The organism is Paenibacillus borealis (assembly GCF_000758665.1).
Lineage (GTDB): Bacteria > Bacillota > Bacilli > Paenibacillales > Paenibacillaceae > Paenibacillus_AQ > Paenibacillus_AQ borealis.
In genome coordinates, this window is record NZ_CP009285.1 from 8,026,195 (window position 1) to 8,047,413 (window position 21,219).

A 21,219-nucleotide genomic window follows, 5' to 3' on the forward strand; every position below is an offset into this window, starting at 1 on the left:
AGATGAATATAATGAATACAAAGACAATGAAATTATCTGTAATCGTAAGCGCCGCTGTAGCCCTAGGAGCGCTGGGGATGCCGGCTGCAACCCAGGGGGCATCCGCCCGGACTGCCACCAACCAACCGGCCGCTGAAACGGTTCTGAATCTGCCGCAGGCCACGGCTTCGCATGATAAGGTTACTCTGCAAGGCAACGCGCAGTTTGACGGGAATTATATCAGAGTCAATCTGAGCCGCGAAGGGGTCCTGTATTCCGGCGCTCTGGCAGGAATAACCCTGAATGATAAAGGTGAGCCCTATCTGGCCGAAGGAACCATTATCGGGGTAGATGCAACGATAACCCAGTCTGGAGGCATTGAGCTGAAGTCACCGCGCTGGATCAATGACGGGGATCCCAACAAGGCCGTTATTGTATTGCAGACCGCCTCCTTAAACGAAGAACAGAAGGCTAGCCTGGCTGCTTCCGCTGAGTTGAGCGTTGCCGTGAAGCTGAATGGTGTACAGGAAGCGTATATCCTGAAGTTCCCCCTCAAGCAGACAGGAGTGCTGCGTAATATTCAGCCGCCTGCTCCGAGGGCAGACAGCCAACTTCAGATCAATACTACCCGGGTCACTGCCGGAGCAGCCTCTGTGCGCATTGCACTGACGGTTACAGGGGAGAGCGCACAAGCGCAAGCTGTAGGTTATGACATTTATGATAATCTGGGGAATCCGCTGAGCCTTATCGCCAGGGAATCGGCTGCAGCTGCCGGGGATGCTATTACTGAAGACCTGCTGATCGGGTCACCCCGCCCTGACGCACAATATCTGATTATCAGACCCTATCAGGCGGCATTCGCGAAGGGCAGCTCCGGAGCCTATAAACTGGACGCCCAAGGGAAGGTAATCAAAGATTACAACAAGCAGCTGGAGATCAAAATCCCGCTTAAATAACCATCACCAAATACACTATAACTGATGAACCAATACAAGGGGATTGCCAGTCCGGCCGCAGAGCTGGGGGCAATCCCCTTCTTGGTGGAACGTAACGCCACTTACTCTCATTACACAACTCTCTCCGTCAGGTCCCCGGTTAAATATACCTTCTCTTATACATTAAAGTAATCTGGCCTGCTATGTATTCCGCGCTGTACTCCGTGCCCTCCTTAATCCACCACATAATAATCCCCAGCAGTGAAGCAATAATAATATCCACCGAGGCTGCTTCCCTTGCGGCGCTTATATTTCTGGCGTTCCGCCGTTTTTCGATCGTATTCTTGAGCAGGCTGCTCAAATGGTCCGCGAAGCCCTTATGCTCTACCAATACAGCAAGAACCTTCCGGTATTCATAGAAATAATTCAGGAATATTACCAGCTGCTCCTGTTCGTTACTGCTCTTCACTTGTAATAACGGCTCTACCTTGTTAGACAGCTCATCAAAAATCTCATGAACCAGCTGGCGCAGCAGATCGTTAATATCCTCATAATGTAAATAAAATGTTGCCCGGTTCAATTCAGCACGGCTGGCAATTTTTTTGACGGTCAATTGAGCAATCTCCCCATTTTCGGCCAACAATGAAAAAACAGCATCCTTCAGCATCTTTTTCGAGCGGATGGTTCGCGGGTCAACCCTTTTGAATTCTGACATATCATCCCTCTGATTTGTTTATTTGGCACTTCATCAACGCATTACATCATTCTGTCGATTAGTCGACATTTCCACCGAAATTGCAAATAGGATTAACGTTTAAATCCTGATATGATTCATTTTATTGACACTGTGTCGAAAAAGCAATGAAGAGAGGCTTACGCTATGCAGGCAGAATCCAAGAAAATAAACAAAGGGCTTTTACTGACCATCTTAATCTTTGGCTGTTTCTTATCTACACTCAATCAGACGTTATTAAATGTCGCCTTAAGCAGTCTGATGGATGTATTCGATGTCACGGCAACCACCGTACAATGGATTTCTACAGGCTTTATGCTGGTCAACGGGATATTGATTCCGGTCACTGCCTATTTAATGAAACGTTTCACAACACGGCAGTTATTTCTGAGCGCCATGTTGTTCCTGTTAATCGGCTCTATAACTTGTGCGGCGGCACCAAGCTTTAGCGTGCTCTTGATCGGGCGGATGATCCAGGCCGCCGGTGCAGGCATTATCATGCCGCTCCTGATGAGTGTGGTGCTCGCTATCTTCCCGGTTGAGAAACGCGGCAGTGCAATGGGGCTGCTCGGGCTGGCGATGATCTTCGCTCCTGCTATTGGTCCGACGCTTTCGGGGTTTATTGTAGAGTATCACTCCTGGCGCTGGTTATTTATCGGTCTCATTCCGCTTGTCCTCATGGTTATCGTGCTGGCCTTCAAGTATCTGGTGAATGTATCGGAAACATCCAAGTCGAAGCTTGATGTGGTAAGTGTTCTTTTATCGACAATCGGCTTCGGCCTCATTCTGTACGGCTTCAGCAGTGCAGGCAGTAAGGGCTGGAGCGATGCGGTGGTGATCCTGACTCTGGCGGCTGGAGCCTCTGTAACGGCCCTATTCTGTATCCGGCAAATCAAGTCCGATGATCCGCTGCTGAACCTGGCCGTCTTCAAGAATAAAGTCTTCACCTTAACCTCCCTTATTAACGTATTAATTACCATGATGATGTACGCGGATATGATCCTGCTGCCTATTTATCTGCAGAAGGGCCGCGGTTTCACCCCTTTTGATGCAGGACTGCTATTATTGCCGGGCGCACTTGTAAATGCGTTCATGTCACCTGTCACCGGCAAATTGTATGACCGTTTCGGTGCGAAGCCGCTGTTCATCATTGGCCTGCTGTTTATTATTCCGGCGATGTGGGCGGTTACCGATTTATCGCAATCCACCACGTATACGTATCTGATGATTCGTACCATTGGTCTGCGGATCGGCTTAAGCTTCATTACCATGCCGCTTAATACAGCCGGACTCAACGCGCTGCCAAGGCAGCTGGGCACGCATGGGACCGCCGTGAATAATACCGTCCGCCAAATTGCCGGAGCCATTGGTACGGCTGTCGTTATTACGATCTATACCGTGCAGGCAACAAGTCATGCGGCAACCGTGATGCACAGCAACCCTTCTACTACACCTGAACTTCTCAAATCCCTTGCATCGATGCTGGGGGCGAGTGACGCCTACTACTTCATGATGATTCTAGCTGCCGCTGCGTTTGTTATTACCTTATTCATGCCGGCTAAGAGCAAGATGATGCCGGAGAAGAAGGCTGCTGGATCCAGCAAGGAAGGAGCCCCTTTGTAACAGGGGCTGTGAACACAACAAATAGAGAAGCACCAGTAAATTCAATCCTCTTCCCAATTCCTGCGGTACAAGCGGGAAGCATGTTGCAGCGTATTCTCCGTATAGTGGTCGTTCTCAGCCACCAGACCCGCCACCTTGTCCCGGAAAGCTGCCTCCGGCAGCTCTTTGTCCAGAATCACCTCATACACCGACTGTAATTCCGTTAGAGTGAACAGCTCTGGCATAAGGTGCAGTGCAATATCAGTGTCATTCGTCTGCTTCCGCAGCCGTTCGATCGCATAGGCAATGATTTTGGCATGATCAAACGCGAGTCCCTCATTCGACTGGATGGAGTACACGGTGGACTTAGCGGTCCGCTTGGCCGTTACCGTCCGGTTGATCACTGCCGTCAGCTCCTCCTCTTCGCTGCTAAGCTTAAGCTCGCAGGTCCATGTTCTGATGTATCCTTCTTCCAGCAGCTCTTTGTGCTCCCGCAGAAGCCGGTAGCCTACCGTGAACCAGGCCGCATCATCGGCATCGTCCCCCGCTTGCAGCCGGATCCGGCTGCTGTCAATCAGGGCCATATAGCTGCTGCTCATCACCCAGGTACGGGGGTCGCGGCCGGGATCGGTAACGGTATAGAGCTGCTCCAAGTGTACGTCAGCAACTCCGGTCTCCTCGTACAGCTCCCGCGCGGCCGCCTGCTCTCCGGTCTCGTCCGGCTGGATGAAACCGCCCGGCAGCGCCCATTTCCCCAGGCAGGGATGCCCTCCCCGGCGGATAAGCAGGATGCGCAGCTCTTTTTCAGCAAGCTTGCCGTAGTCATCTGACCCCCTGTCCGTTACGGTGAAAACCACCATATCCGCCGCCACCGAAGGCCGCTCATAATCCCCTGCCCGGTATTGCTCCAGAAATTCACGTTCTGTAAGTCCATTACGATCTAATAATTCCAAGCGTCTCCGCCTCCCGGATTCTTTGTTCTAGTGCTGCAGCTCTCCGAAATAATTCCCATAAGGCTTGAACTTTGCAAGTACATCGTCTACCTTACGCATGCGTTCCTCCAGTGTTCCCCTAAGCGTAATGTAGGGAATCCGCCGCTCCTTCAAATCTGCTATGATCTGCTTGTGAAAAACATGCCGTTTCTGGTCCCCGCTGCGGTCCCACGTATCGTCATAAGGAATATCGTCGTCGCACAGGAAAAACAGGTCGTACCGCTGTGCATTCTCCAAGGCCAGCCGGGTTAGCAGCTCCGGAGCCCGGCCGTGGTAATCCAGGGCGTACATATAAGTGGTAATCGCATTCGTATCGACAAACAGATACCGGTCTGCTGTAAGGAGCGCCTGTTCCTCCCGCTTGATATGGCCCACGGCAATGTCGTCAAAAGCCTCTATGCCGATCCGGCGGTCCACCTGATGCTCCGTCCAGTAATCCCGACCATACTCGCTGGCAAAAGCCGTCCAATACTGTTTCGCCAGCGCTTCAGTAATCGTAGACTTGCCGGTAGACATCGCCCCTACAAACACGACCTTCGTAATTAGATCCCGGTATACGATGCCGCTTACATAGTCCCGGTATTTATAAGGATCAGAGCGGACCATGGTAGCTGATACCGGCACCTGCTGACGCGCTTCATCCACCCGCCGGTCTATGGCGCCCAGGGCCATGCTCATATGCTTGCCATAGAACTCGCTGGAGTAAAAGTGGGTCACCTGCTCGCCCTTCAGCAGCCCCAGAATATACTGCTCTTCCCGGATCTCATGCTCCCGGTCATCGGAGTACCCATCCGGACCATCCCACGCTTCAATTACCCGCACCGATGAAGGATACAGCCTGCGTATCCAGTTCGCCCGGATATGCAGCGGAACCGGCGAGACGGACGTTTCATAGATCACCACGATCAATTCATCGACCTCCTGCAGCGCCGTGTCGATCATGAGCTGATGCCCTTTATGCAGCGGAGCGAACTTCCCGAGGGTTAATCCAAGTGTCTTCATGCCAGCGCCTCCTTAGCCCCTTTGTGCCAGTTATAGTAGCCGTATACAGCGTTAATCAGATAGGCACTCCACATAACAATCATCAGCGGTCCCTCACTGCTGCCATCCAGCATCCGGATCACCCACAGTGCCACCGTGAACATATTCAGCACAATGTAGACCAGCCACTGCTCCTTGAATCTCCGCACCATCAGAATCGTAGCTACTACGGATAATACAGTTGTTATGGCATCGATGTAAGGCGAATTCTGCTCCGGGATGAACGACAGGCTATACCCCAGCAGCAGCGCCCCGGAAATACAGACCGCTATCGTGAGCAGTATGCCTTTGGCCTCCATTTGGCGCATGGACAGCTTGCCGCTCTGCATATTCTTCTTCCACATATAGAAGCCTACAACATTCATCGGTACGAAGAATAGCAGATTCAGCATAACCTCTCCGAATAATCCGTTAATATAGGCCAGATAGGCGTAGCCGAAGGTATTATACATTCCAAAAACATAACTCAATAGCTTCCCCTTCGCCGTAAGCACCACGCACAGCACCCCGGTGATAAAGACGGTGAATCCGAACAAGGAATCCTTCGACAGGAACGTGAACACCACCCCGGTCAAAGTGAACAAAACCAGCCAGGCGACTTCAAACCCCTTCCAGCTCCCCGCGTACTTTTTCACGATGCATCCCCTCCGTTTATTCCTGATCGTAATTACTTATTAACGTTATGATAATTACATTTTGTTAATATCAAGATAACAGAAGCTACGTCAGGATGCAAGCCCAATTCACCTCTCGTCAAAAAAGAAATAGACCACCCTCCTGTTTGGATAGCGGCCTGTTTTGCAATGATTCTCCAAGCTGATTCTCTCAGGTATTCTTTACAGCAATACCCTGTTCTCCAGTATGTTTTTCAGACTAATATGCGACTTGGAAGGGCCGAACTTAATAAGCGAATCCTGAAATTCAGCAAGCTCTTCAATCGATTCAGTCTGCACCTTAATGAGATAATTATATTCTCCACTGATGCGGAATAAATCTGTTACTTCAATAGCCTCCCGGCAAAAGTCAGTGAGCTCCTGGCAGTGCTCTGTCTTCAATAGAACAAAGGTTGTCGTCCCCCGGTTCAGCTCCCGCAGATTAAACGTAGTGATATAGCCCGAAATGATGTTCTTTTCTTCCAGCTTAATAATTCTCTCTTTCACGGAGGGCTGCGACATGGCCACCTCTTTGCTGATTTGGGCTATGGATATCCGCGCGTTGTACTGAAGTAAGCTCATGATTTTCTTATCGATGTCATCCATATAATTATCCATCCTGATTGCCCCCTCATTTAATAAACCAAAACGTCTAAAATATCTCAGATTTAAAGTCTATATTACTATAAATCCCTTGTTATTCACATGTATTTCAAGCTTTGTTATACCTATAATGAAGCTATATCAGATAAGGGGGCGGCAATTAAATGGGCGTAAAAGGTCTGGCGCATGTAGCGATCCAAGCTAGAGATTATACAGCGACTATTGCATTTTATACTGAGGTTCTGGGATTTAAGCGGGGGCATCACTGGAGTTTACCCTTGTTTCATATTGAAGAAGCTTCAATGCTGATTTCACCGGACCATAGAACATGCCTTGAGATTTTTGATAACGAGGCGGTCATTCCGGCTCAAGGGAAGAAAGCAGCATCTGAAGATGAGATCGCCCACGGAGCGTTATTGCATTTGGCTTTCTATGTGGATAATGTGGAGGAAATATATCAAATAGCCCTTGCTCACGGAGCAAGGACTTTCGTAGCACCGGATACCCTTTCACTTGGTGAACCGCCGCTGCTGGTGAAGAACGCACTCATTCATAGTCCCAACGGGGAAATTATCGAATTTATTGAAGAGGTTGATTTTGACGTTTCCGGATTTAACCATACTACAGAAAAGCCCCGTCCCTAAAGGGACGGAGCCTGCTCCGTTTTGCAGCCATCGCTCAAATCACTTGATCTCTATCCCGTACCAGCCATCCGCCAGTTTATCCAGCTTGTATTTAACAGGCTCCTCACTATAAGCCTTCTCGGCCAGATCCTGACTGTCACAATACACGATATGATAGGTGTTGCCGTGCTCGCCTTCCCAGTCAAACACGAACCTTATGAGGCTCTTCCCGTCCTGTCTGTTGTATCTCACAAAGTTCAGCTTGTCTTCTGACAACGCTATAATCTGCCCTACCTTGCCCTGCAGGCTCTCATTTGCACCATCAAGGAACTGATGGCCCACAGCATTGCCGTTATTCGAATAGATAAAGGTATTTCCTATATCACTCCGGTTATCCAGGCTGGCCATCAGAAGCTCGGTCTCCTCTTTTACAGCCGCAAACAGCTCGCGGTGATCCCTGTAAATATCATATTTCGCGCTGGAATGGTTATATTTAATGATCACCCCTAACGCCACAATTATCACTGCAGCTGCAATGCCCATAAAGACGATTCTAGTGCGGCCCATAGCTTCACCTGCCTGACCTTTTCAGAATGAGACGCTTTGAATTAGTTAACAGAACCGCTGAAATACAGCTCGTAATCAATCGTTGTAATGAACGGCACATATTTTCCGTTGAAACGGTCGTAGTGCTGCAGCGTGAACCAATCGACAAATCCCGGCCAATTAATCTCATCATCAGCGTCCAGGCCGAAATGATCATAGAAATGGAATACCAGCTTCCCGCTGAACTGGTCCCCGGCAATCTTGAAGTCCTTAATGGTAATATTATTGCCATGGAACGCGTGAATCGCCAGAGATAACGCCAGATTGGTCTTCTCCGTAAACACCGGATACGGGCTGTGTGAGAATCCGCCCACGTAATCATAAACAACTTCCTTGTCCGCAGTTGGGTCATACTCCAGCTTAGACAGGTCGCCATTACTATTGTGCAGCTCCTGGACCACGAAATCACGGATTAATTGCACATAATTCTGGGTACTGGAGTCACTTATGACTGCGTTATCCAGCTTGCTGTTATGATATTTGATATATTTGTCCGTATTGAAGGTGTCACCATCGGAAACCGATGTACCTTCATTATTGCGGTTATCGTATCTGAACGTCGAGATCATATCGCTCAGAACGGAGCTCATATCGTCACTCGCACCGGTTCTACCGACGGAGAATAGGAACGCCATTTCGCCCCAGATCATGGCTTCCGGCGTAATCCTGGCCACAGAGAACACCGGACCCAGCTTGAATAATTCACTATAGGTGTAGTCATTGAACGTCAGGTCATCCGATACGGTATAATCTCCTCGCGGAGCATCCTTGAGTACCCCTTCTCTGTGATCTGACTGAAGGATTATTGCCTCATTAACATCTGGAGTCAGCCTTCTGGGATCCACCGCGTCGTACAATCCATCGCCGTCCGTGTCTGTCAGATTAGGATTAGAATACATATAGGCATAGACCTTATCGCCGGCTTTCAGAATGCGGACCTCTTCACCATCCTTGAGCCCGTCGCCATCGCTGTCCGCATCCAGGTAGTTCACTCTGACCACCGCACCGCCTGTACCGAGACGCAACCGGCCGGCCTGCATTTCTTTTTCGTGATAATCACTAATGCCATCCATGTCTGTATCTTTGTATAAGTCCGAGGTCTCGGCGATCGTGTCGAAGATCCCGTATAAATGATCGGCGTTGCTCGCATGATAGTAGCTGCCGCCGGTGCCTTGCGCCATGTTTGTCAGGACACTCGTCGATACACTGCTGCCGAGTCCCACCGTATAAATAACGATTTGATTATCAGCGGCCTGCTTGGTCAGCGATGTATTGTAAGTGCCGTCCCCATCCGTAAGCATAATAATATACTTCAGGACATCTGTTCTGCCGCTGGCGGTGAACAAATTAAGCGCACTTGCAATTCCGCTAGTCAGGCTCGTTCCGCCGTTACTGTCAATCTTCCCTGCGGCTGTATTCAAAGCTGCCTTATCAGAGGTGAAAGCGGATAATACCTTGGCGGTGTCGTCAAAATCAACTATAGCCCCCCGGTCACTTCCTGTCAGCAGGTTGATGAACTGTCTGGTTACGCTGGTTCTCACATTGCTTCCATCATTGCTCGACATGCTGCCCGAGGAGTCGATGACGAAGACAATGTCCATCCCCGAATACTGCTCTTCTCCCTCATCATACAGGAACTTATACTGCCATACAGTATCGTATACGGTTTTGTTTAATAAAATGTACTTTGAAAAGTGTGCGGTCTCGGCCGAAACCACATTCCCCGTAACCTTCTGATTGGGCAGCTCTTCAAATAACTGCGCAGCTTCATTGAAATAGTAGATCCGCGGGACGAAGTTCGCTGTATTCAACAAGCTATCATCGAGTTCGAAGGAAATCGTCGCCTTCTCAAAGGCTCCGTTTATTGAGAAATTGTAGCCTTGATCGATATAGCCGGGGATTGTTGTATCATTAAGAATGCCGTCTTCAACAGGATTTACAGATAAACTGCCCACCTGTTCCGCGCTGACCCCTTCAACGGTAACGCTGGGAACTGCCTTGGCATCCGCATCTTCAACCGCAACCGTTCTTGAGAACTTCGCTTCGGTCACGAGCGGATTGCTTCCGATCTTCACCTCCCAGGCGTCCGACAGCCCGTCGCCATCGGTGTCCGCCTTCAGGGGGTCCGTCTGGTACGTCTGAACCTCTTCGCCGTCCGAAAGACCATCACCGTCCGTATCCGCGCTGATCAGACTCGTTTGATAGGACAATTCTTCCAGGTTGGTTAATCCGTCGTTATCGCTGTCCTCGTCCCCATCCAGAATTCCGTCCTGATTACTGTCCAGTTCCAGCGGATTCAGCTTCAATACGATAATCTCATCCCGGTCGCTTAATCCGTCTCCATCAGTATCTTTACTGGTAACCGAGAGACCATAATGTTCTTCGTAATAATCGCTAATTCCGTCACCGTCACTGTCTAGCTCCCGGTCAATCCCTAGGTTATCCAGATTATTCTCGTCGAAATTGACGATGATATACTCTTTGGCAACCTCAGAACCATCACTTAACTGCGCGCTTAGCTTCAGCAGATTATAGCCAACACCCAGCCCTATGCCTTCCACGGACCAGGCCTCACTTACAGGAATAGATCCTTGCTGCAAGACTGTTTTATTCTTATCAGAAGTCTGGTAGGTAAAGGTCTTGATGCGTGATGTCCCTCCCAGTGTTCCCGACAGCTTGTCCAGCTTCGTTCTCAGGAAGTAGTAGTCGCCGTCTGCACTGTTCTGAAGTTCTAAACCGCCCGTATCCAGCTGCACGGAGACTTCCTCCGGTTCAGGTACATCCTGCTTGAGCGCAATCTGCGTCAGCTCATAGCCCGCAGGCTCATTGAGTACATTTCCCGGATTCCCGGAAAACCCGAGTGTCAGCGTCTCCCCCGGCTGAATGTTGGCGTTGTAGCCCGCATTATGTATGACGTAATGATTACCGGTATGCCCGGTGATTTCGGCCGTCCAGAACCGTTCCAGATTCCCCTCGTAATCAAAACTCAGCTTCCAGTCCTCAATTGTGGTCTGCGATATATTCTTAATTGCGATTTCACCGTTAAAAGCGCTTCCCCAATCACTCGTCACTTTGAAGCTTGTTTCATAGTCCCCGGCCGGCACGATCTGTTCGCTGCCTTGCATATCAAACGCTGACGGCAGGACCAGTTCCCCGTCACACTTCGCCGTGAAGCCAAAATTCACGCTGCTGCCCGCAGGTATGTCTTGATTGCTCCCTGCATTCTTGATGACATAAGCACCATTCTCATAGGCCTGCACAATCCCGTTCCAGATATTAGTGATTTCATAGGGCTGGCTGAAGTCCAGCGACCAATTCTCAATCGTCCGGTCGCCCGTATTCCTGATGGTGACATCCGCGTTGAAGGCCCCCTCCCATTTGGACGAAATGGTGTAGATTACCTCATAACCCTCTCCCGTGTAGACCGTTTCTTGCTGGCCGCCCGTTGAGTCCTCTTGAGCCAGGGCAGGCTTGAGCGGAATAGAAGATAATACCAATACTAGAATTACTAATAGAGCAAAGCTTCGTTTCATAATCCTTTTCCTGAACATCGCTACCGTTCCTCCTCGTATTATTACAAATAATAGTTCGAAAAATGATGTAATGTCATGGAGTATTATGAATCTATAATATTTGCAAATAGAGGATTAGGCAACAACAATTGGAAGAAAAGTAGAAGAACGACAAAACCATAATACCCTATTCTGAATATAACCCTCCGCTTCAGCCATAATAATACAAGCCATTTCAAACGCACACATAAAGGAGCAGATGAATTTGAAAAACAAATGGCTGCTGGCGTTAACATTGGTGCTTGCACTCACCTTGACGCAGGCAGCAGGGCCCGTACAGGCACAGGCAGGCGGCAAGCAAGAAGCTGTTGTTTGCTTCAGCCCCAAGATGGTTCAGCTGAAAAGCGATATGCAGAAGGTATGGATTGACCATACCATATGGACGCGGAGCTATATTGTCAGTGCCATCTCTAATAACCCGGACCAGAAGGACGTACTCAATCGGCTGCTGAGAAACCAGCAGGACATAGGCGATGTATTCAAACCGTATTACGGAGAGGCCGCCGGCAATAAGCTTGCGGAGCTGTTGAAAGAGCATATTGGGATTGCAGGCAAGATTGTAGCAGCCGCCAAAGCGGGCAATCAGGCTGAAGTGAAGAAGCTGCAGGCCGATTGGCATAAGAATGCCGATGATATTGCAACTTTTTTAAGCGCATTGAATCCGAACTGGCCGTTTAAAGTGGTACAGGAGATGCTGTATGAGCACCTCCAGTTAGTTACAGACATTGTGCTGAACTGTCTAAATGGAGACTGGGAGGCCGATATTGCCGCAACCGACAAGAACGAGATCCATATGATTCATTTAGCGGATGTTCTGTCATCAGGCATTATCAAGCAGTTCCCGGAGAAGTTTTAGGGGATTGTAATAAAAAGCGTATGTAAGACAGCTTTTCATAATCGCCCGGGAGGGGGTTGTGGAAAGCTTTTTTAATGGGAATGAAGGTCTGGCTTTAAATAAAATCCAAAGCTTTCATACATCGGTTTAGCCATATCAGACGAATGCAGCAGGCTAAATATCCCCAAGAAGTGTATCCAGCTGGTCCCAATGCTCCGCAGTATAAATCATTTCTTCGGCAAAGCGGACAGGGACACTGCTCGACGATTCGAGCGCCGGCTTAATCCACCAAAGTGATTCAATACACCACACGTACTTGACTGCCTTCAAAAGCGAGCCCGGCGGCAGCGGCTGTACACTACGGTAGCCTTCAGCGAAAGCAGCAACCGCATCCCTGCGGAATCCGCTCCCGCCGAGCGTACCGGAAAGGACCGCCCGCCCGAGATCGAGCGCCGGAAACGAGTAGCGTGCCCGGTCGAAATCAACGATGGCTGCCAGCGCATCTCCTTCGAACAGCAGGTTGTCCGCCCACAGATCAAGGTGGGCCCAGCCCGCTGTCAGAGGTGTAAAATCATCATCTCCAAGTGAATCCGCAACCGCCTTCTGTAACTGCAACGCGCTCCGGACACGCCCGGACGAGCTGCGCGCTGCCTCCCAGCTTACCTCCCAGGTGCGCTCCATCTCCTCGCGCGACAACTGCCAGGCCGGTTCACCCGCCGGGACTGTTGCTCCGACCCCTGATGCACCTGCGGAATCCCAGACGGTATGCATATCGGCGGCAGCCCGTCCGAGTGAATGCATCGCCTGCTCACCGATCATACCGGCAGGTACCATCACGCCCGGACAGCATGTCATGACGGACATGTACCTTCCGCACGGCAGGATGTGCATGCAGCGCCCTTCCATCGTCAGCGGCTCAGGACACGGTCCTCCCGACTGATACCACAGAAGCTGCTGCTGCAGCGCATGCTCAATCTTGCTGCGAAACTCCGGATCATCCATCTTAAACCGCCCGGGGTGATAGCATTTCACGAACAGCCGTCCCTTATTCGTCCCGATAATCCACTTCTCGTTCATTAGCCCGCGATTCACACGCCCGGCAGACAGCAGCTCAACCGATAGATGCTTCTTCAGCCAGCCTGCGATCTCGCCAATTAATTGGTCCTCAGTCGTCAGCAGCATTCTAAGCCAACCCTTCTCTAATCAGACTCTCCTATTCATGATTCTATCTCAACAATGTCAATATTTCTCTGACAGAATTATCAACAAAGGCCCGTTCAGGCCGGGATTTCATGAACACTGTAAGTCCAATTAATGATATGACCAGGGTCTGCGCCAGACTCTTCGCGTTAATCCCGGGATCAAGCTCACCTGAACGCAACCCCCGTTCAATCGTTTCCTGGAAGATTACCGAGAGATACATCTGATGTTCTCTGGTCAGAATTGCGAATTTCTCATCATGCGGTGCAAGCTCCACCATCGAGTTGAGACAGAAGCATCCCCAGTTCGGGTCTTTCCCATATTCCTGTGCCACTAGATTCTCAAAAAAACTGCGAAATGCCTCTTTAACAGAAGAATTAGTCTGGAGCTTACCCCGGATGGAGGCCGCGTGAGCACTCGTATATTTGCGCAGCGCAGCTTCAAATAGACCCTTTTTATCTCCAAAGGCGGAGTATAGGCTGGGGCGCTGAATGCCCATTCTTGAAGTCAGATCGCTTAAGGAGGTAGCTTCGAACCCTTTTTCCCAGAATAGCTGCATCGCTGCATCCAATACCTTGTCTTCCTCAAATTCACGTTGCCGGGCCATCGGAACCCCTCTTTTCATATCGATCAGTATATTATGATTTTATGTTTATCACGCTATTAAGTCAATGTATTGACAATTATATTTGTTTGTAGTTATATTTATCGAGACATATTTTATACCGATCAGTATTTTATTATCCGATCCGTTATACATTCTTTTAAGGAGGCGTCTCTTTGGGAAAGGTAGTTGAACAACCGCTTATAGCATCCGAATCGGCTCCAGCATCTCCGATGTCCCGGAGTGTTGCACTCTTATTTGCCATCGCCTGCGGACTGGCAGTCGCCAATATTTATTACGCGCAGCCCCTGCTGGACGCTATCTCGCAAGAATTCGGGATTACTCATTCCTCCGTCGGCCTCGTTATCACCATCACTCAAGTCTGTTACGCGCTTGGATTGCTGTTGCTGGTGCCCCTCGGCGATTTATTGAACCGGCGCTGGCTGATCGCCGGACAGATGCTGGTATCCGTGCTGGCGTTGATTGTAGTTGGCACCGCCCCTACCAGCCGGATATTATTCATAGCCATAGCTGCCGTTGGATTGCTTGCCGTAGTCACACAGACACTGGTTGCCTTCGCGGCAACTTTGGCAGCCCCGGCAGAGCGCGGACGTACCGTGGGCGTGGTAACCAGTGGAATCGTAATTGGGATTCTGCTCGCACGGACATTCGCCGGTGTATTGACGGATATAGCCGGCTGGCGCTCCGTCTACCTGGTCTCTGCGGGATTAACACTAATTATGGCTGGAGTATTGTTTCGGGTACTGCCCAAGGATGAGCCCTCAAGAGAATCCTTATCCTACCTGCAGCTGCTGCATTCGTTGTTCCAGCTGTTCGCACAGGAACGGATCCTGCGCATCCGCGCTGTGCTGGCCCTGCTGATTTTTACCGCGTTCAGTATATTATGGACTTCCCTGGTGCTGCCGCTCAGCGCTCCGCCGCTGTCTCTATCCCATACTTCAATCGGCGCTTTTGGACTTGCCGGTGCAGCGGGAGCGTTAGCAGCAGCGCAGGCAGGCCGTCTTGCCGACCGGGGTCTGGGGCAGAGGACTACAGGTGTGGCATTAATACTGTTGCTTCTGTCATGGCTGCCCATAAGTTATACGGAGCATTCGCTTCCTGCGCTAATCATCGGCATTATCCTGCTCGATCTGGCAGTACAAGCCGTGCATGTTACTAACCAGAGCATGATTCTTACGGTACGCCCTGAGGCACGCAGCAGGCTTACCGCCGGGTATATGATTTTCTATTCCATAGGCAGCGCCACCGGGTCCATCGCATCCACCAGCATCTATGCTTACTTTGGCTGGAGCGGAGTATGCTTGTTAGGCGCAATCGTCAGTGCCCTGGCACTGCTATTCTGGGCATTGACCCGCCGCCTTAAATAATAAATATAAGGCCGCCCTCACAGGCGGCTCACGGTTTTCTTATATTCGTTGCTTTGCGCAGACTAATTAAGTTTCTTCACTTCGATCACCTTGCTGCTAAACTGGTACGTTACAGTGACATTCTCTATAATCTCCGTATCCTGATAGGCCAGGGAACCCTGAAACTCCAAGGTGTCATTGTCCTTCCACACGATATGATCCGCATAGCTGTAATTCTCATAATCCGGGCGGATCCATGTGTCTATTTCTTGCTCCGCCCCATATTTGACTCTTGCGGATTCGACTAACTCCGGGCTGGTTCTTCCTGCTTCCACATTGATGATCTGCACAAATTCACTTTTATTAGAGCAGGTGACGACCGCAACTAACCTCTTATCGGGTGAAGGAATAATATCTGTGATGTACAGAGAGGGTGCAGAGAAGCTTGAATATTCCTCCAGCTTATTGTCTTTGATCCTCCATAGGACATTCTGACTTCCATAATCCGAATAATGATTAAATAACGTAAATAACATACTGCCGTCTGCCAGTTTAACAATATACGGACTCCGGTAACTTTGTGAGAGAATATCTATGGCAAAAGCAGCCGCATCGGCGATTTTGGGATTCTCATTCCGTGCAAACGGCTGAAGTTTCTGTAAAGCCTTTGCTCTTAAGCTTGGATCATTGAAGCCTTCCACAAGCCGGTTAATAGCAATATATACATGTTCTTCATTATCACTTGTGAGGGCCTGCAGAAATTTCATCCCGTCATACTTGGGAACGGGCAGTAACTCCATGTCTTCAGCTCTCAGATAACGGATATACGGCTCTGCGTTCTGATTCTTATAATATTCGGTTGCTAATAGAGCAGAAGCGGTTGAACTATAGAGTACAAGACATGCAACCAAAGCAACCCATTTCTTAGAAAAGCCTTTTTTCTTGTTCACTGTCCCGCTCTGCCCGGCTGCTTCAATTAAATCCTCATCAATAAGTCCGATCTCCCGGTATAACTCTTCTCTTTTCACAGGTGAACTCCCCCCTTGGCTAAATGAACTCTGAGCTTATTTCTTGTCCTGAAAAGAATGGACTTCACTTTACTGCTGCTCATCTGAAATCTCATAGCAAGATCCTCTATAGAATCCGAATACCAGTACCTTCTGATAAATATATTTCGGGCTTGCTCATCGATGTCATACAGAAATTCATTGATCAAGCTTACGGTTTCACCTGCTTCGTACTCTGTTTCTACAGTCTCCGGTGAAGCTATGCATCCTTCCAGTTCGGTTAGAATGGCTTCAAACTGACGGTTACGTTTCTTGGCTGTATTATAACTATGTCTATCAAGCGCTATATTACGGGTGATTCTTCCTACAAAAACAGATAGCTTCCTGGGCATCGTTGGCGGAATTGTATTCCACGCAGCCAAATATGTATCATTCTCACATTCATCAATATCTGAGATATTGGAAAGGATGTTTCGGGCAATCACTCTGCAGTAAGCCCCGTATTTATTCTTAGTTTCTACAATGGCCTGCTGTGAACGCTGTAAGTATAGGTGGACTATTCCCTGATCTTCCATCTGTCATTCTCCTTTTAATCTCTTATCTATACAGTAGGGAATTGTTGGAACGGGTTGCACTTATATTATAATTTCCACAGAAAAAATCCCAGCGCATAAGAAGTATCCCTCTTATCAGCCAGGATTAAGATATGATCCATAGGTTGTAGCCTCTTTAGGACAATCCATGATAATAGTAACCGCTTTCACAGCCTCACATACGGAGTTATTCCTTACTATAATCCTGGTCCATGAAGAAAGGAGCGTGGCAGGCCCACTCTCCAGGGATACAATTATACTGTGCTGCATGAAATGCACCAGCTTCCTGGAGAGAGCAAGAATAGTCGTAATACCACTTTGCTTAGCGAATCAGCACTACCTTTGTCACCTGTGCAGGGAGCCGCCAAATAACAACGAATTACCATAGAAAGACCACTACACTGGAGGGATTGAAATGGAAATTCTCAAAACAAAGGAAGCCGCGGAACTGCTGTCCGTTAGCCTGACTACGATCAAACGCTGGGCGGCCATGTTCCCTGATTTCTTTCCAAAGGACCGATTTGGACATTATACCTTCTCGGAGCAGCAGATCAGCCAGCTCAATCATATTAAAGACCGTATTAATCAGGGCGAAGCACTGGAAGGCATAAATCTGTATCTCGCGAACGACAAGCTGACAACGGGCCCGCTGCAAGAGAATCCAAGTCTGGGTACAGACGGTGACGCTATGAATGAAATATGGTCCCGGATCGAGTATATTGAACACGCACTGGATCAAAAGGCCAGCGAGGTAGTTTCGGTGCAGCTGCTCCAGCAGCGTGCAGAGCTTGAGGATATGCGTATAATGATTAAGCAATTATCCGCTTCACTGGAAACGATACAGAAGCCAAACAGCACCTCCCGCTCCCCGTATGAAGAGCTTCTTCCGGCTGCCGCTGGCAGGCTGACGTCTCCGCCAAGAAAGCGCGGCGGTCTATTACGCTCTTTTTTCCCATTCCTATAGGCCCGCCTCTTCACACAAAAAAGGTGCGACAAGCCCGGTTTATCACCAGACGCTCGCCGCACCTTCACTCTCTAGCTTAAATTAAGGCGTTGAAATGGCCTTCCGAGTCCACCGTCGCCGTCCGGGGATCGGTGAGACCGCTACCCTTGAAGCCTCCCGTTCCTTCATTGCGCCAGAGGGGGAGGTGATCCTGAAGCGGAGATGCCGGTACGAAATTGGCAGGGGTGCTGCTTCCGCTCTTCAGTACGAGCTGGGACTCCAGCAGCCGGATTTGCCGCTGCAGCTGCTCCCGCCGGTAGGGAGTCTGCATCTCACTTCCCTGCGCCGCATTCACTTTATCCAGTTCCATCATCAGCCGGTTACGCTGTTTCTCCAGGGAACTGACATCACTCTGTGTACCGCCATAGGCCGCAATGGGCTGTACGGAGCTGATGCCTGATACTGTCTGTGCCGCCATGATCTTTCCCTCCGTTTCCTTGGCTCCTGCTCCAAATTCAGCCAAATTCGTAAGTTCTAATCATCTTTATTACCCCGCGTGCCCCGTTATGACAACATCAAATCCGCAACTGGACAATAATCGTCGTATAGTCTCAGCCGGCCGCTTGTTTCGGCCCTACCAAAGACCCACCGGAGGCTGGCTAAAGTCCCTTCAGAGCCCCTTACTCGTCCTTCAACCGCCGCACATACAGAACAACCGACACAACCGTTAATACAACCGTCCATGCCAAAATAATGAGAAGGGGTTTCAAGACATCTCCCGTTGTATGTCCTGTATCGCTTAGACCCAGCAAATGCACAAGCTGGCTGCTTGGCATGTAATCCAGCACCTTGAAGACCGGGTAATCCTTGGCCAGTACTGCTCCCCAGGGTGCACCGGTGAATATGAACGCCACCGGGAGTATAGATAATGAGGCTTCAAGCACTGTCTTGGAGAATAAACCGCAGATCGTCCCGGCTGCTGTGTATAGAATAATCGACAGAATGATTGCTGCCGTAAACGTTCCTATATTAGCCGGCTCATAGCCCAAGATATACGTAGAAATAGCCAGAACAACAGCGGACATGACAAAGACCAGGCTGCTTTTACCGATCAGAACATCCAGGGTCGTGGCCGGAGTCAGCATTAATGACCTTAAAGTGTTACGCTCTTTCTCCTCAGCGATCAAGCAGGCTTGTGCCATACTCGTCAGGATCACTAACGATGTATTCAGAAGAAAACCGATCGCTCCAGGTAAGGCTGAGCCTGCACTTCGAAAAAGAAATGCGAAGAGTATGGGAAATACCAGAATAATCGAGATCGCATAATTGCGTGAGAACTCTTTGTAATCCTTCACAAATATCGCCCGGGCCCGTTTGAATGAGATACTCATAGCAGCTCACTTCCTGTCATTTTAATGAAAATATCACCCAGACTGGGCTCTTTCGTCTCGATCCGGTCAATGAGCCCCCGCTTCATCCAATCCGCGATTTGATCAGCTGTCTCCCCGCCAATCGGGAGCTCATGGACTTCCCCATTGGTTAAGTCAACACTAACTGCATTCTTCCGGTGCTGCCGTTTAAGCTCCTTCGGTGAGCCGATGGTTTGGATTTGTCCCTGATACAGTATCGCTACCCGGTTGCACATCAATTCTGCTTCAGCCATATCATGCGTAGTCAGAAAAATCGTTGTCCCTCTAGCGTTCAGGTAGCGCAGGCCTTTATAAATATGTGCGGAGTTTACCGGGTCCAAAGCCGAGGTAGGTTCATCTAAGAATAATAATTCCGGCTCATGGATAATTGCGCAGGCCAGCGTAACACGCTGACGCATCCCCTTCGATAAGAGATTTACTTTCTTTTTGCGCTCGCCGCTTAAGTTCACAAACTGCAGCACCTTATCGACCGCAGATTTGGGAAGATCATATAACTTACGGTACAGCTCCAGATTCTCCTCAACCGACAATCGCTCATAGAGGCCGCTGTTATCCGTCAGAATGCCGAAGCGCATCTTCTGGGCAGACTGCCGCATCCTATCCGCCGGCTCGTTAAATACACTTGCCTGTCCGCTTGTCGGATTCAACTGTGCCGTTAGAATCTTGATCAATGTAGTTTTGCCTGAGCCGCTTGGGCCGAGGAACCCAAAAATTTCTCCCTTAGGTATAGAAAAAGATACATCTGTTAGCGCATCCTTTGGTCCAAATCTCTTACGGATACGTTCTACCTGGATCACATCCATGAACCCCACATCCTTAGCGTTGATGGCATAAATATATAAAGAATACGTGCTTCCTGCCATCAAAACCCGCCGAAATGTAGCTGTAACCGGCTGAACGGTACCATTTAAATCTTCAGCAGTGCCTTTAATTCCTGCAATTTGGAACGGGATAACGGAACCACGGCATCCTGGCCTGTGTTTAACCGCAGGCTGTAGCTATTCTTCGTCCAGGTAATAATCTCTCTGACCTTTTGCAGATTAACGATGTAGGAGCGGTGGCATCTGAAGAACCCGAAATTCAATAATCTCTGCTCCAGCTCGGTCAGCGTCAGAGCACAGTCGTAATTCTCCCCGCCCACATGAACAAGAATCGAACCCTCTACACTTTCTATAAAATCGATCTCAGGCGGATTAAATAAAATCACCTTGTCGTTTCGTTTGGTAGAGATCTTCTGCAGGGTGATATTGGGCTCGTCCTGTTTCTGTACCTCCTGCTTGTCCTCTTCAGAGTCCCGGATATCGAGCGGGTGAAATCCGGACTCGTTCAACCGGTAAATGACATCACAGGAAATCAGGGCATCCTCTAAATTCGAAGTTAGGATTATAATCTGCTTGTCTGCCGACAGGTCATCCAGAATCCGTTTGAATTGACGGCGGTCCTGCTCTTCCAGATAAAAGTACGGTTCCTCCAGGACAAGTGCAGGCTGATGTGCAAAAAAGACACGCAGCAGGGTCACATACATCCTTTTTGATGAGCTTAGATCCTTGATTCTTACTTTCCGTTCTTCTCTTAAAGCAAAATACTCGAGGAGTGAAGCGATACGCTCATGCCTCTCCGATACATGAATTAAAAATGTGATTAGCTCCTCCACCGTTAAACGCATGTACTCGCCTTGCTGCACCCGAAATAAATGAAACCCGGCATACTCCGCTAATTGATTCATTACAAGCTGCTTTCGTTTCAAGTCCGTTATAATGCCAACCGGCTGGCCCGGTATCATATCAAATTCAATCTTCGGCAGAAATAATTCCCCGCCTTCATACATGGGTTGAAATTGCATGCCGTCCTCCTGCTCAGTACACTCTAGGATATATACGCCAATTATATATAAGTACCAC

At 49.3% G+C, this 21,219-nt stretch carries 21 protein-coding genes; 6 read left to right on the plus strand and 15 right to left on the minus strand.

Annotated features, from left to right (window positions below; all coding sequences use genetic code 11):
- Nucleotides 1-11: 11 nt before the first annotated feature.
- Complete coding sequence (locus PBOR_RS34180) at nt 12-935, plus strand: DUF5643 domain-containing protein (protein WP_042218545.1); 924 nt, start codon at nt 12-14, stop codon at nt 933-935.
- A gap of 139 nt (nt 936-1,074) precedes the next feature.
- Here the strand turns inward: PBOR_RS34180 and PBOR_RS34185 are convergent, their stop codons facing one another.
- On the minus strand, nt 1,075-1,629 hold the full coding sequence (locus PBOR_RS34185; RefSeq protein WP_042218548.1) for a TetR/AcrR family transcriptional regulator: 555 nt from the start codon (nt 1,627-1,629) through the stop codon (nt 1,075-1,077).
- 165 nt (nt 1,630-1,794) lie between these two features.
- Here PBOR_RS34185 and PBOR_RS34190 point away from each other — a divergent pair, with 165 nt between their 5' ends.
- Nucleotides 1,795-3,270 (plus strand): DHA2 family efflux MFS transporter permease subunit, encoded by a 1,476-nt coding sequence (locus PBOR_RS34190; RefSeq protein ID WP_042218550.1) that lies wholly within the window; start codon nt 1,795-1,797, stop codon nt 3,268-3,270.
- Between the two features lie 41 nt (nt 3,271-3,311).
- On the opposite strand, the gene PBOR_RS34195 is transcribed toward PBOR_RS34190, so the two are convergent.
- The 4 genes from PBOR_RS34195 to PBOR_RS34210 form a co-directional block, all read right to left on the minus strand.
- Entirely contained in the window at nt 3,312-4,202 is an 891-nt protein-coding gene (locus PBOR_RS34195) for an NUDIX domain-containing protein (RefSeq protein WP_042218552.1), read from the minus strand.
- A 27-nt stretch (nt 4,203-4,229) separates the two neighbouring features.
- The gene (locus tag PBOR_RS34200) at nt 4,230-5,243 is read right to left on the minus strand and encodes an AAA family ATPase (protein ID WP_042218554.1); all 1,014 of its coding nucleotides are present in this window, start codon (nt 5,241-5,243) and stop codon (nt 4,230-4,232) included.
- Nucleotides 5,240-5,917, minus strand: coding sequence for a nicotinamide riboside transporter PnuC (gene pnuC / locus PBOR_RS34205; protein WP_042218556.1), 678 nt, complete (start codon nt 5,915-5,917; stop codon nt 5,240-5,242). Before pnuC ends, PBOR_RS34200 begins: the two co-directional genes overlap by 4 nt.
- 201 nt (nt 5,918-6,118) lie before the next feature.
- Entirely contained in the window at nt 6,119-6,553 is a 435-nt protein-coding gene (locus PBOR_RS34210) for an Lrp/AsnC family transcriptional regulator (RefSeq protein ID WP_042218558.1), read from the minus strand.
- 149 nt (nt 6,554-6,702) lie between these two features.
- On the opposite strand from PBOR_RS34210, the gene PBOR_RS34215 reads away from it, so the two are divergent.
- Nucleotides 6,703-7,182, plus strand: coding sequence for a VOC family protein (locus PBOR_RS34215; RefSeq protein ID WP_042218560.1), 480 nt, complete (start codon nt 6,703-6,705; stop codon nt 7,180-7,182).
- A gap of 39 nt (nt 7,183-7,221) precedes the next feature.
- On the opposite strand, the gene PBOR_RS34220 is transcribed toward PBOR_RS34215, so the two are convergent.
- Both PBOR_RS34220 and PBOR_RS35935 read right to left on the minus strand, forming a co-directional pair.
- Nucleotides 7,222-7,728, minus strand: coding sequence for a hypothetical protein (locus tag PBOR_RS34220; protein ID WP_042218562.1), 507 nt, complete (start codon nt 7,726-7,728; stop codon nt 7,222-7,224).
- 41 nt (nt 7,729-7,769) lie between these two features.
- Nucleotides 7,770-11,318 (minus strand): DUF3289 family protein, encoded by a 3,549-nt coding sequence (locus tag PBOR_RS35935; protein ID WP_052429773.1) that lies wholly within the window; start codon nt 11,316-11,318, stop codon nt 7,770-7,772.
- A gap of 226 nt (nt 11,319-11,544) precedes the next feature.
- Here PBOR_RS35935 and PBOR_RS34230 point away from each other — a divergent pair, with 226 nt between their 5' ends.
- Nucleotides 11,545-12,195 (plus strand): glycosyltransferase, encoded by a 651-nt coding sequence (locus PBOR_RS34230; RefSeq protein ID WP_174479842.1) that lies wholly within the window; start codon nt 11,545-11,547, stop codon nt 12,193-12,195.
- 153 nt (nt 12,196-12,348) lie between these two features.
- On the opposite strand, the gene PBOR_RS34235 is transcribed toward PBOR_RS34230, so the two are convergent.
- Entirely contained in the window at nt 12,349-13,356 is a 1,008-nt protein-coding gene (locus tag PBOR_RS34235; protein WP_042218566.1) for a phosphotransferase, read from the minus strand.
- 43 nt (nt 13,357-13,399) lie between these two features.
- Nucleotides 13,400-13,981 carry a TetR/AcrR family transcriptional regulator gene (locus tag PBOR_RS34240; protein WP_042218568.1) on the minus strand — a complete coding sequence of 194 codons (582 nt, stop codon included), beginning with the start codon at nt 13,979-13,981 and terminating at the stop codon, nt 13,400-13,402.
- A 230-nt stretch (nt 13,982-14,211) separates the two neighbouring features.
- Here PBOR_RS34240 and PBOR_RS34245 point away from each other — a divergent pair, with 230 nt between their 5' ends.
- A complete protein-coding gene (locus PBOR_RS34245; RefSeq protein ID WP_081972436.1) occupies nt 14,212-15,366 on the plus strand; it encodes an MFS transporter in 1,155 nt (384 codons plus the stop codon).
- Nucleotides 15,367-15,428: 62 nt separating this feature from the next.
- Here the strand turns inward: PBOR_RS34245 and PBOR_RS34250 are convergent, their stop codons facing one another.
- Entirely contained in the window at nt 15,429-16,373 is a 945-nt protein-coding gene (locus tag PBOR_RS34250) for a hypothetical protein (protein ID WP_042218572.1), read from the minus strand.
- Complete coding sequence (locus tag PBOR_RS34255) at nt 16,370-16,927, minus strand: RNA polymerase sigma factor (RefSeq protein ID WP_042218574.1); 558 nt, start codon at nt 16,925-16,927, stop codon at nt 16,370-16,372. Before PBOR_RS34255 ends, PBOR_RS34250 begins: the two co-directional genes overlap by 4 nt.
- A 433-nt stretch (nt 16,928-17,360) precedes the next feature.
- Here PBOR_RS34255 and PBOR_RS34260 point away from each other — a divergent pair, with 433 nt between their 5' ends.
- Nucleotides 17,361-17,909, plus strand: coding sequence for a MerR family transcriptional regulator (locus PBOR_RS34260; RefSeq protein ID WP_042218575.1), 549 nt, complete (start codon nt 17,361-17,363; stop codon nt 17,907-17,909).
- 76 nt (nt 17,910-17,985) lie between these two features.
- Here PBOR_RS34260 and PBOR_RS34265 read toward each other — a convergent pair whose 3' ends face one another.
- The 4 genes from PBOR_RS34265 to PBOR_RS34280 form a co-directional block, all read right to left on the minus strand.
- Complete coding sequence (locus tag PBOR_RS34265) at nt 17,986-18,366, minus strand: hypothetical protein (protein ID WP_042218577.1); 381 nt, start codon at nt 18,364-18,366, stop codon at nt 17,986-17,988.
- A 202-nt stretch (nt 18,367-18,568) separates the two neighbouring features.
- Complete coding sequence (locus tag PBOR_RS34270) at nt 18,569-19,279, minus strand: ABC transporter permease (RefSeq protein ID WP_042218578.1); 711 nt, start codon at nt 19,277-19,279, stop codon at nt 18,569-18,571.
- Nucleotides 19,276-20,121 (minus strand): ABC transporter ATP-binding protein, encoded by an 846-nt coding sequence (locus PBOR_RS34275; RefSeq protein ID WP_042220254.1) that lies wholly within the window; start codon nt 20,119-20,121, stop codon nt 19,276-19,278. Before PBOR_RS34275 ends, PBOR_RS34270 begins: the two co-directional genes overlap by 4 nt.
- Before the next feature lie 104 nt (nt 20,122-20,225).
- Complete coding sequence (locus PBOR_RS34280) at nt 20,226-21,161, minus strand: LytTR family transcriptional regulator DNA-binding domain-containing protein (protein ID WP_042218579.1); 936 nt, start codon at nt 21,159-21,161, stop codon at nt 20,226-20,228.
- Nucleotides 21,162-21,219 lie beyond the last annotated feature (58 nt).

Coding starts and splice junctions, on each gene's coding strand:
- PBOR_RS34235 (WP_042218566.1), bottom strand. CDS start 13,356: ATGCTGCTGACGACTGAGGACCAATTAATTGGCGAGATCGCAGGCTGG.
- PBOR_RS35935 (WP_052429773.1), bottom strand. CDS start 11,318: ATGTTCAGGAAAAGGATTATGAAACGAAGCTTTGCTCTATTAGTAATT.
- PBOR_RS34210 (WP_042218558.1), bottom strand. CDS start 6,553: ATGGATAATTATATGGATGACATCGATAAGAAAATCATGAGCTTACTT.
- PBOR_RS34185 (WP_042218548.1), bottom strand. CDS start 1,629: ATGTCAGAATTCAAAAGGGTTGACCCGCGAACCATCCGCTCGAAAAAG.
- PBOR_RS34220 (WP_042218562.1), bottom strand. CDS start 7,728: ATGGGCCGCACTAGAATCGTCTTTATGGGCATTGCAGCTGCAGTGATA.
- PBOR_RS34280 (WP_042218579.1), bottom strand. CDS start 21,161: ATGCAATTTCAACCCATGTATGAAGGCGGGGAATTATTTCTGCCGAAG.
- PBOR_RS34240 (WP_042218568.1), bottom strand. CDS start 13,981: ATGGCCCGGCAACGTGAATTTGAGGAAGACAAGGTATTGGATGCAGCG.
- PBOR_RS34245 (WP_081972436.1), top strand. CDS start 14,212: ATGTCCCGGAGTGTTGCACTCTTATTTGCCATCGCCTGCGGACTGGCA.
- PBOR_RS34265 (WP_042218577.1), bottom strand. CDS start 18,366: ATGGCGGCACAGACAGTATCAGGCATCAGCTCCGTACAGCCCATTGCG.
- PBOR_RS34180 (WP_042218545.1), top strand. CDS start 12: ATGAATACAAAGACAATGAAATTATCTGTAATCGTAAGCGCCGCTGTA.
- PBOR_RS34215 (WP_042218560.1), top strand. CDS start 6,703: ATGGGCGTAAAAGGTCTGGCGCATGTAGCGATCCAAGCTAGAGATTAT.
- PBOR_RS34260 (WP_042218575.1), top strand. CDS start 17,361: ATGGAAATTCTCAAAACAAAGGAAGCCGCGGAACTGCTGTCCGTTAGC.
- PBOR_RS34275 (WP_042220254.1), bottom strand. CDS start 20,121: ATGGATGTGATCCAGGTAGAACGTATCCGTAAGAGATTTGGACCAAAG.
- PBOR_RS34190 (WP_042218550.1), top strand. CDS start 1,795: ATGCAGGCAGAATCCAAGAAAATAAACAAAGGGCTTTTACTGACCATC.
- PBOR_RS34200 (WP_042218554.1), bottom strand. CDS start 5,243: ATGAAGACACTTGGATTAACCCTCGGGAAGTTCGCTCCGCTGCATAAA.
- PBOR_RS34255 (WP_042218574.1), bottom strand. CDS start 16,927: ATGGAAGATCAGGGAATAGTCCACCTATACTTACAGCGTTCACAGCAG.
- PBOR_RS34270 (WP_042218578.1), bottom strand. CDS start 19,279: ATGAGTATCTCATTCAAACGGGCCCGGGCGATATTTGTGAAGGATTAC.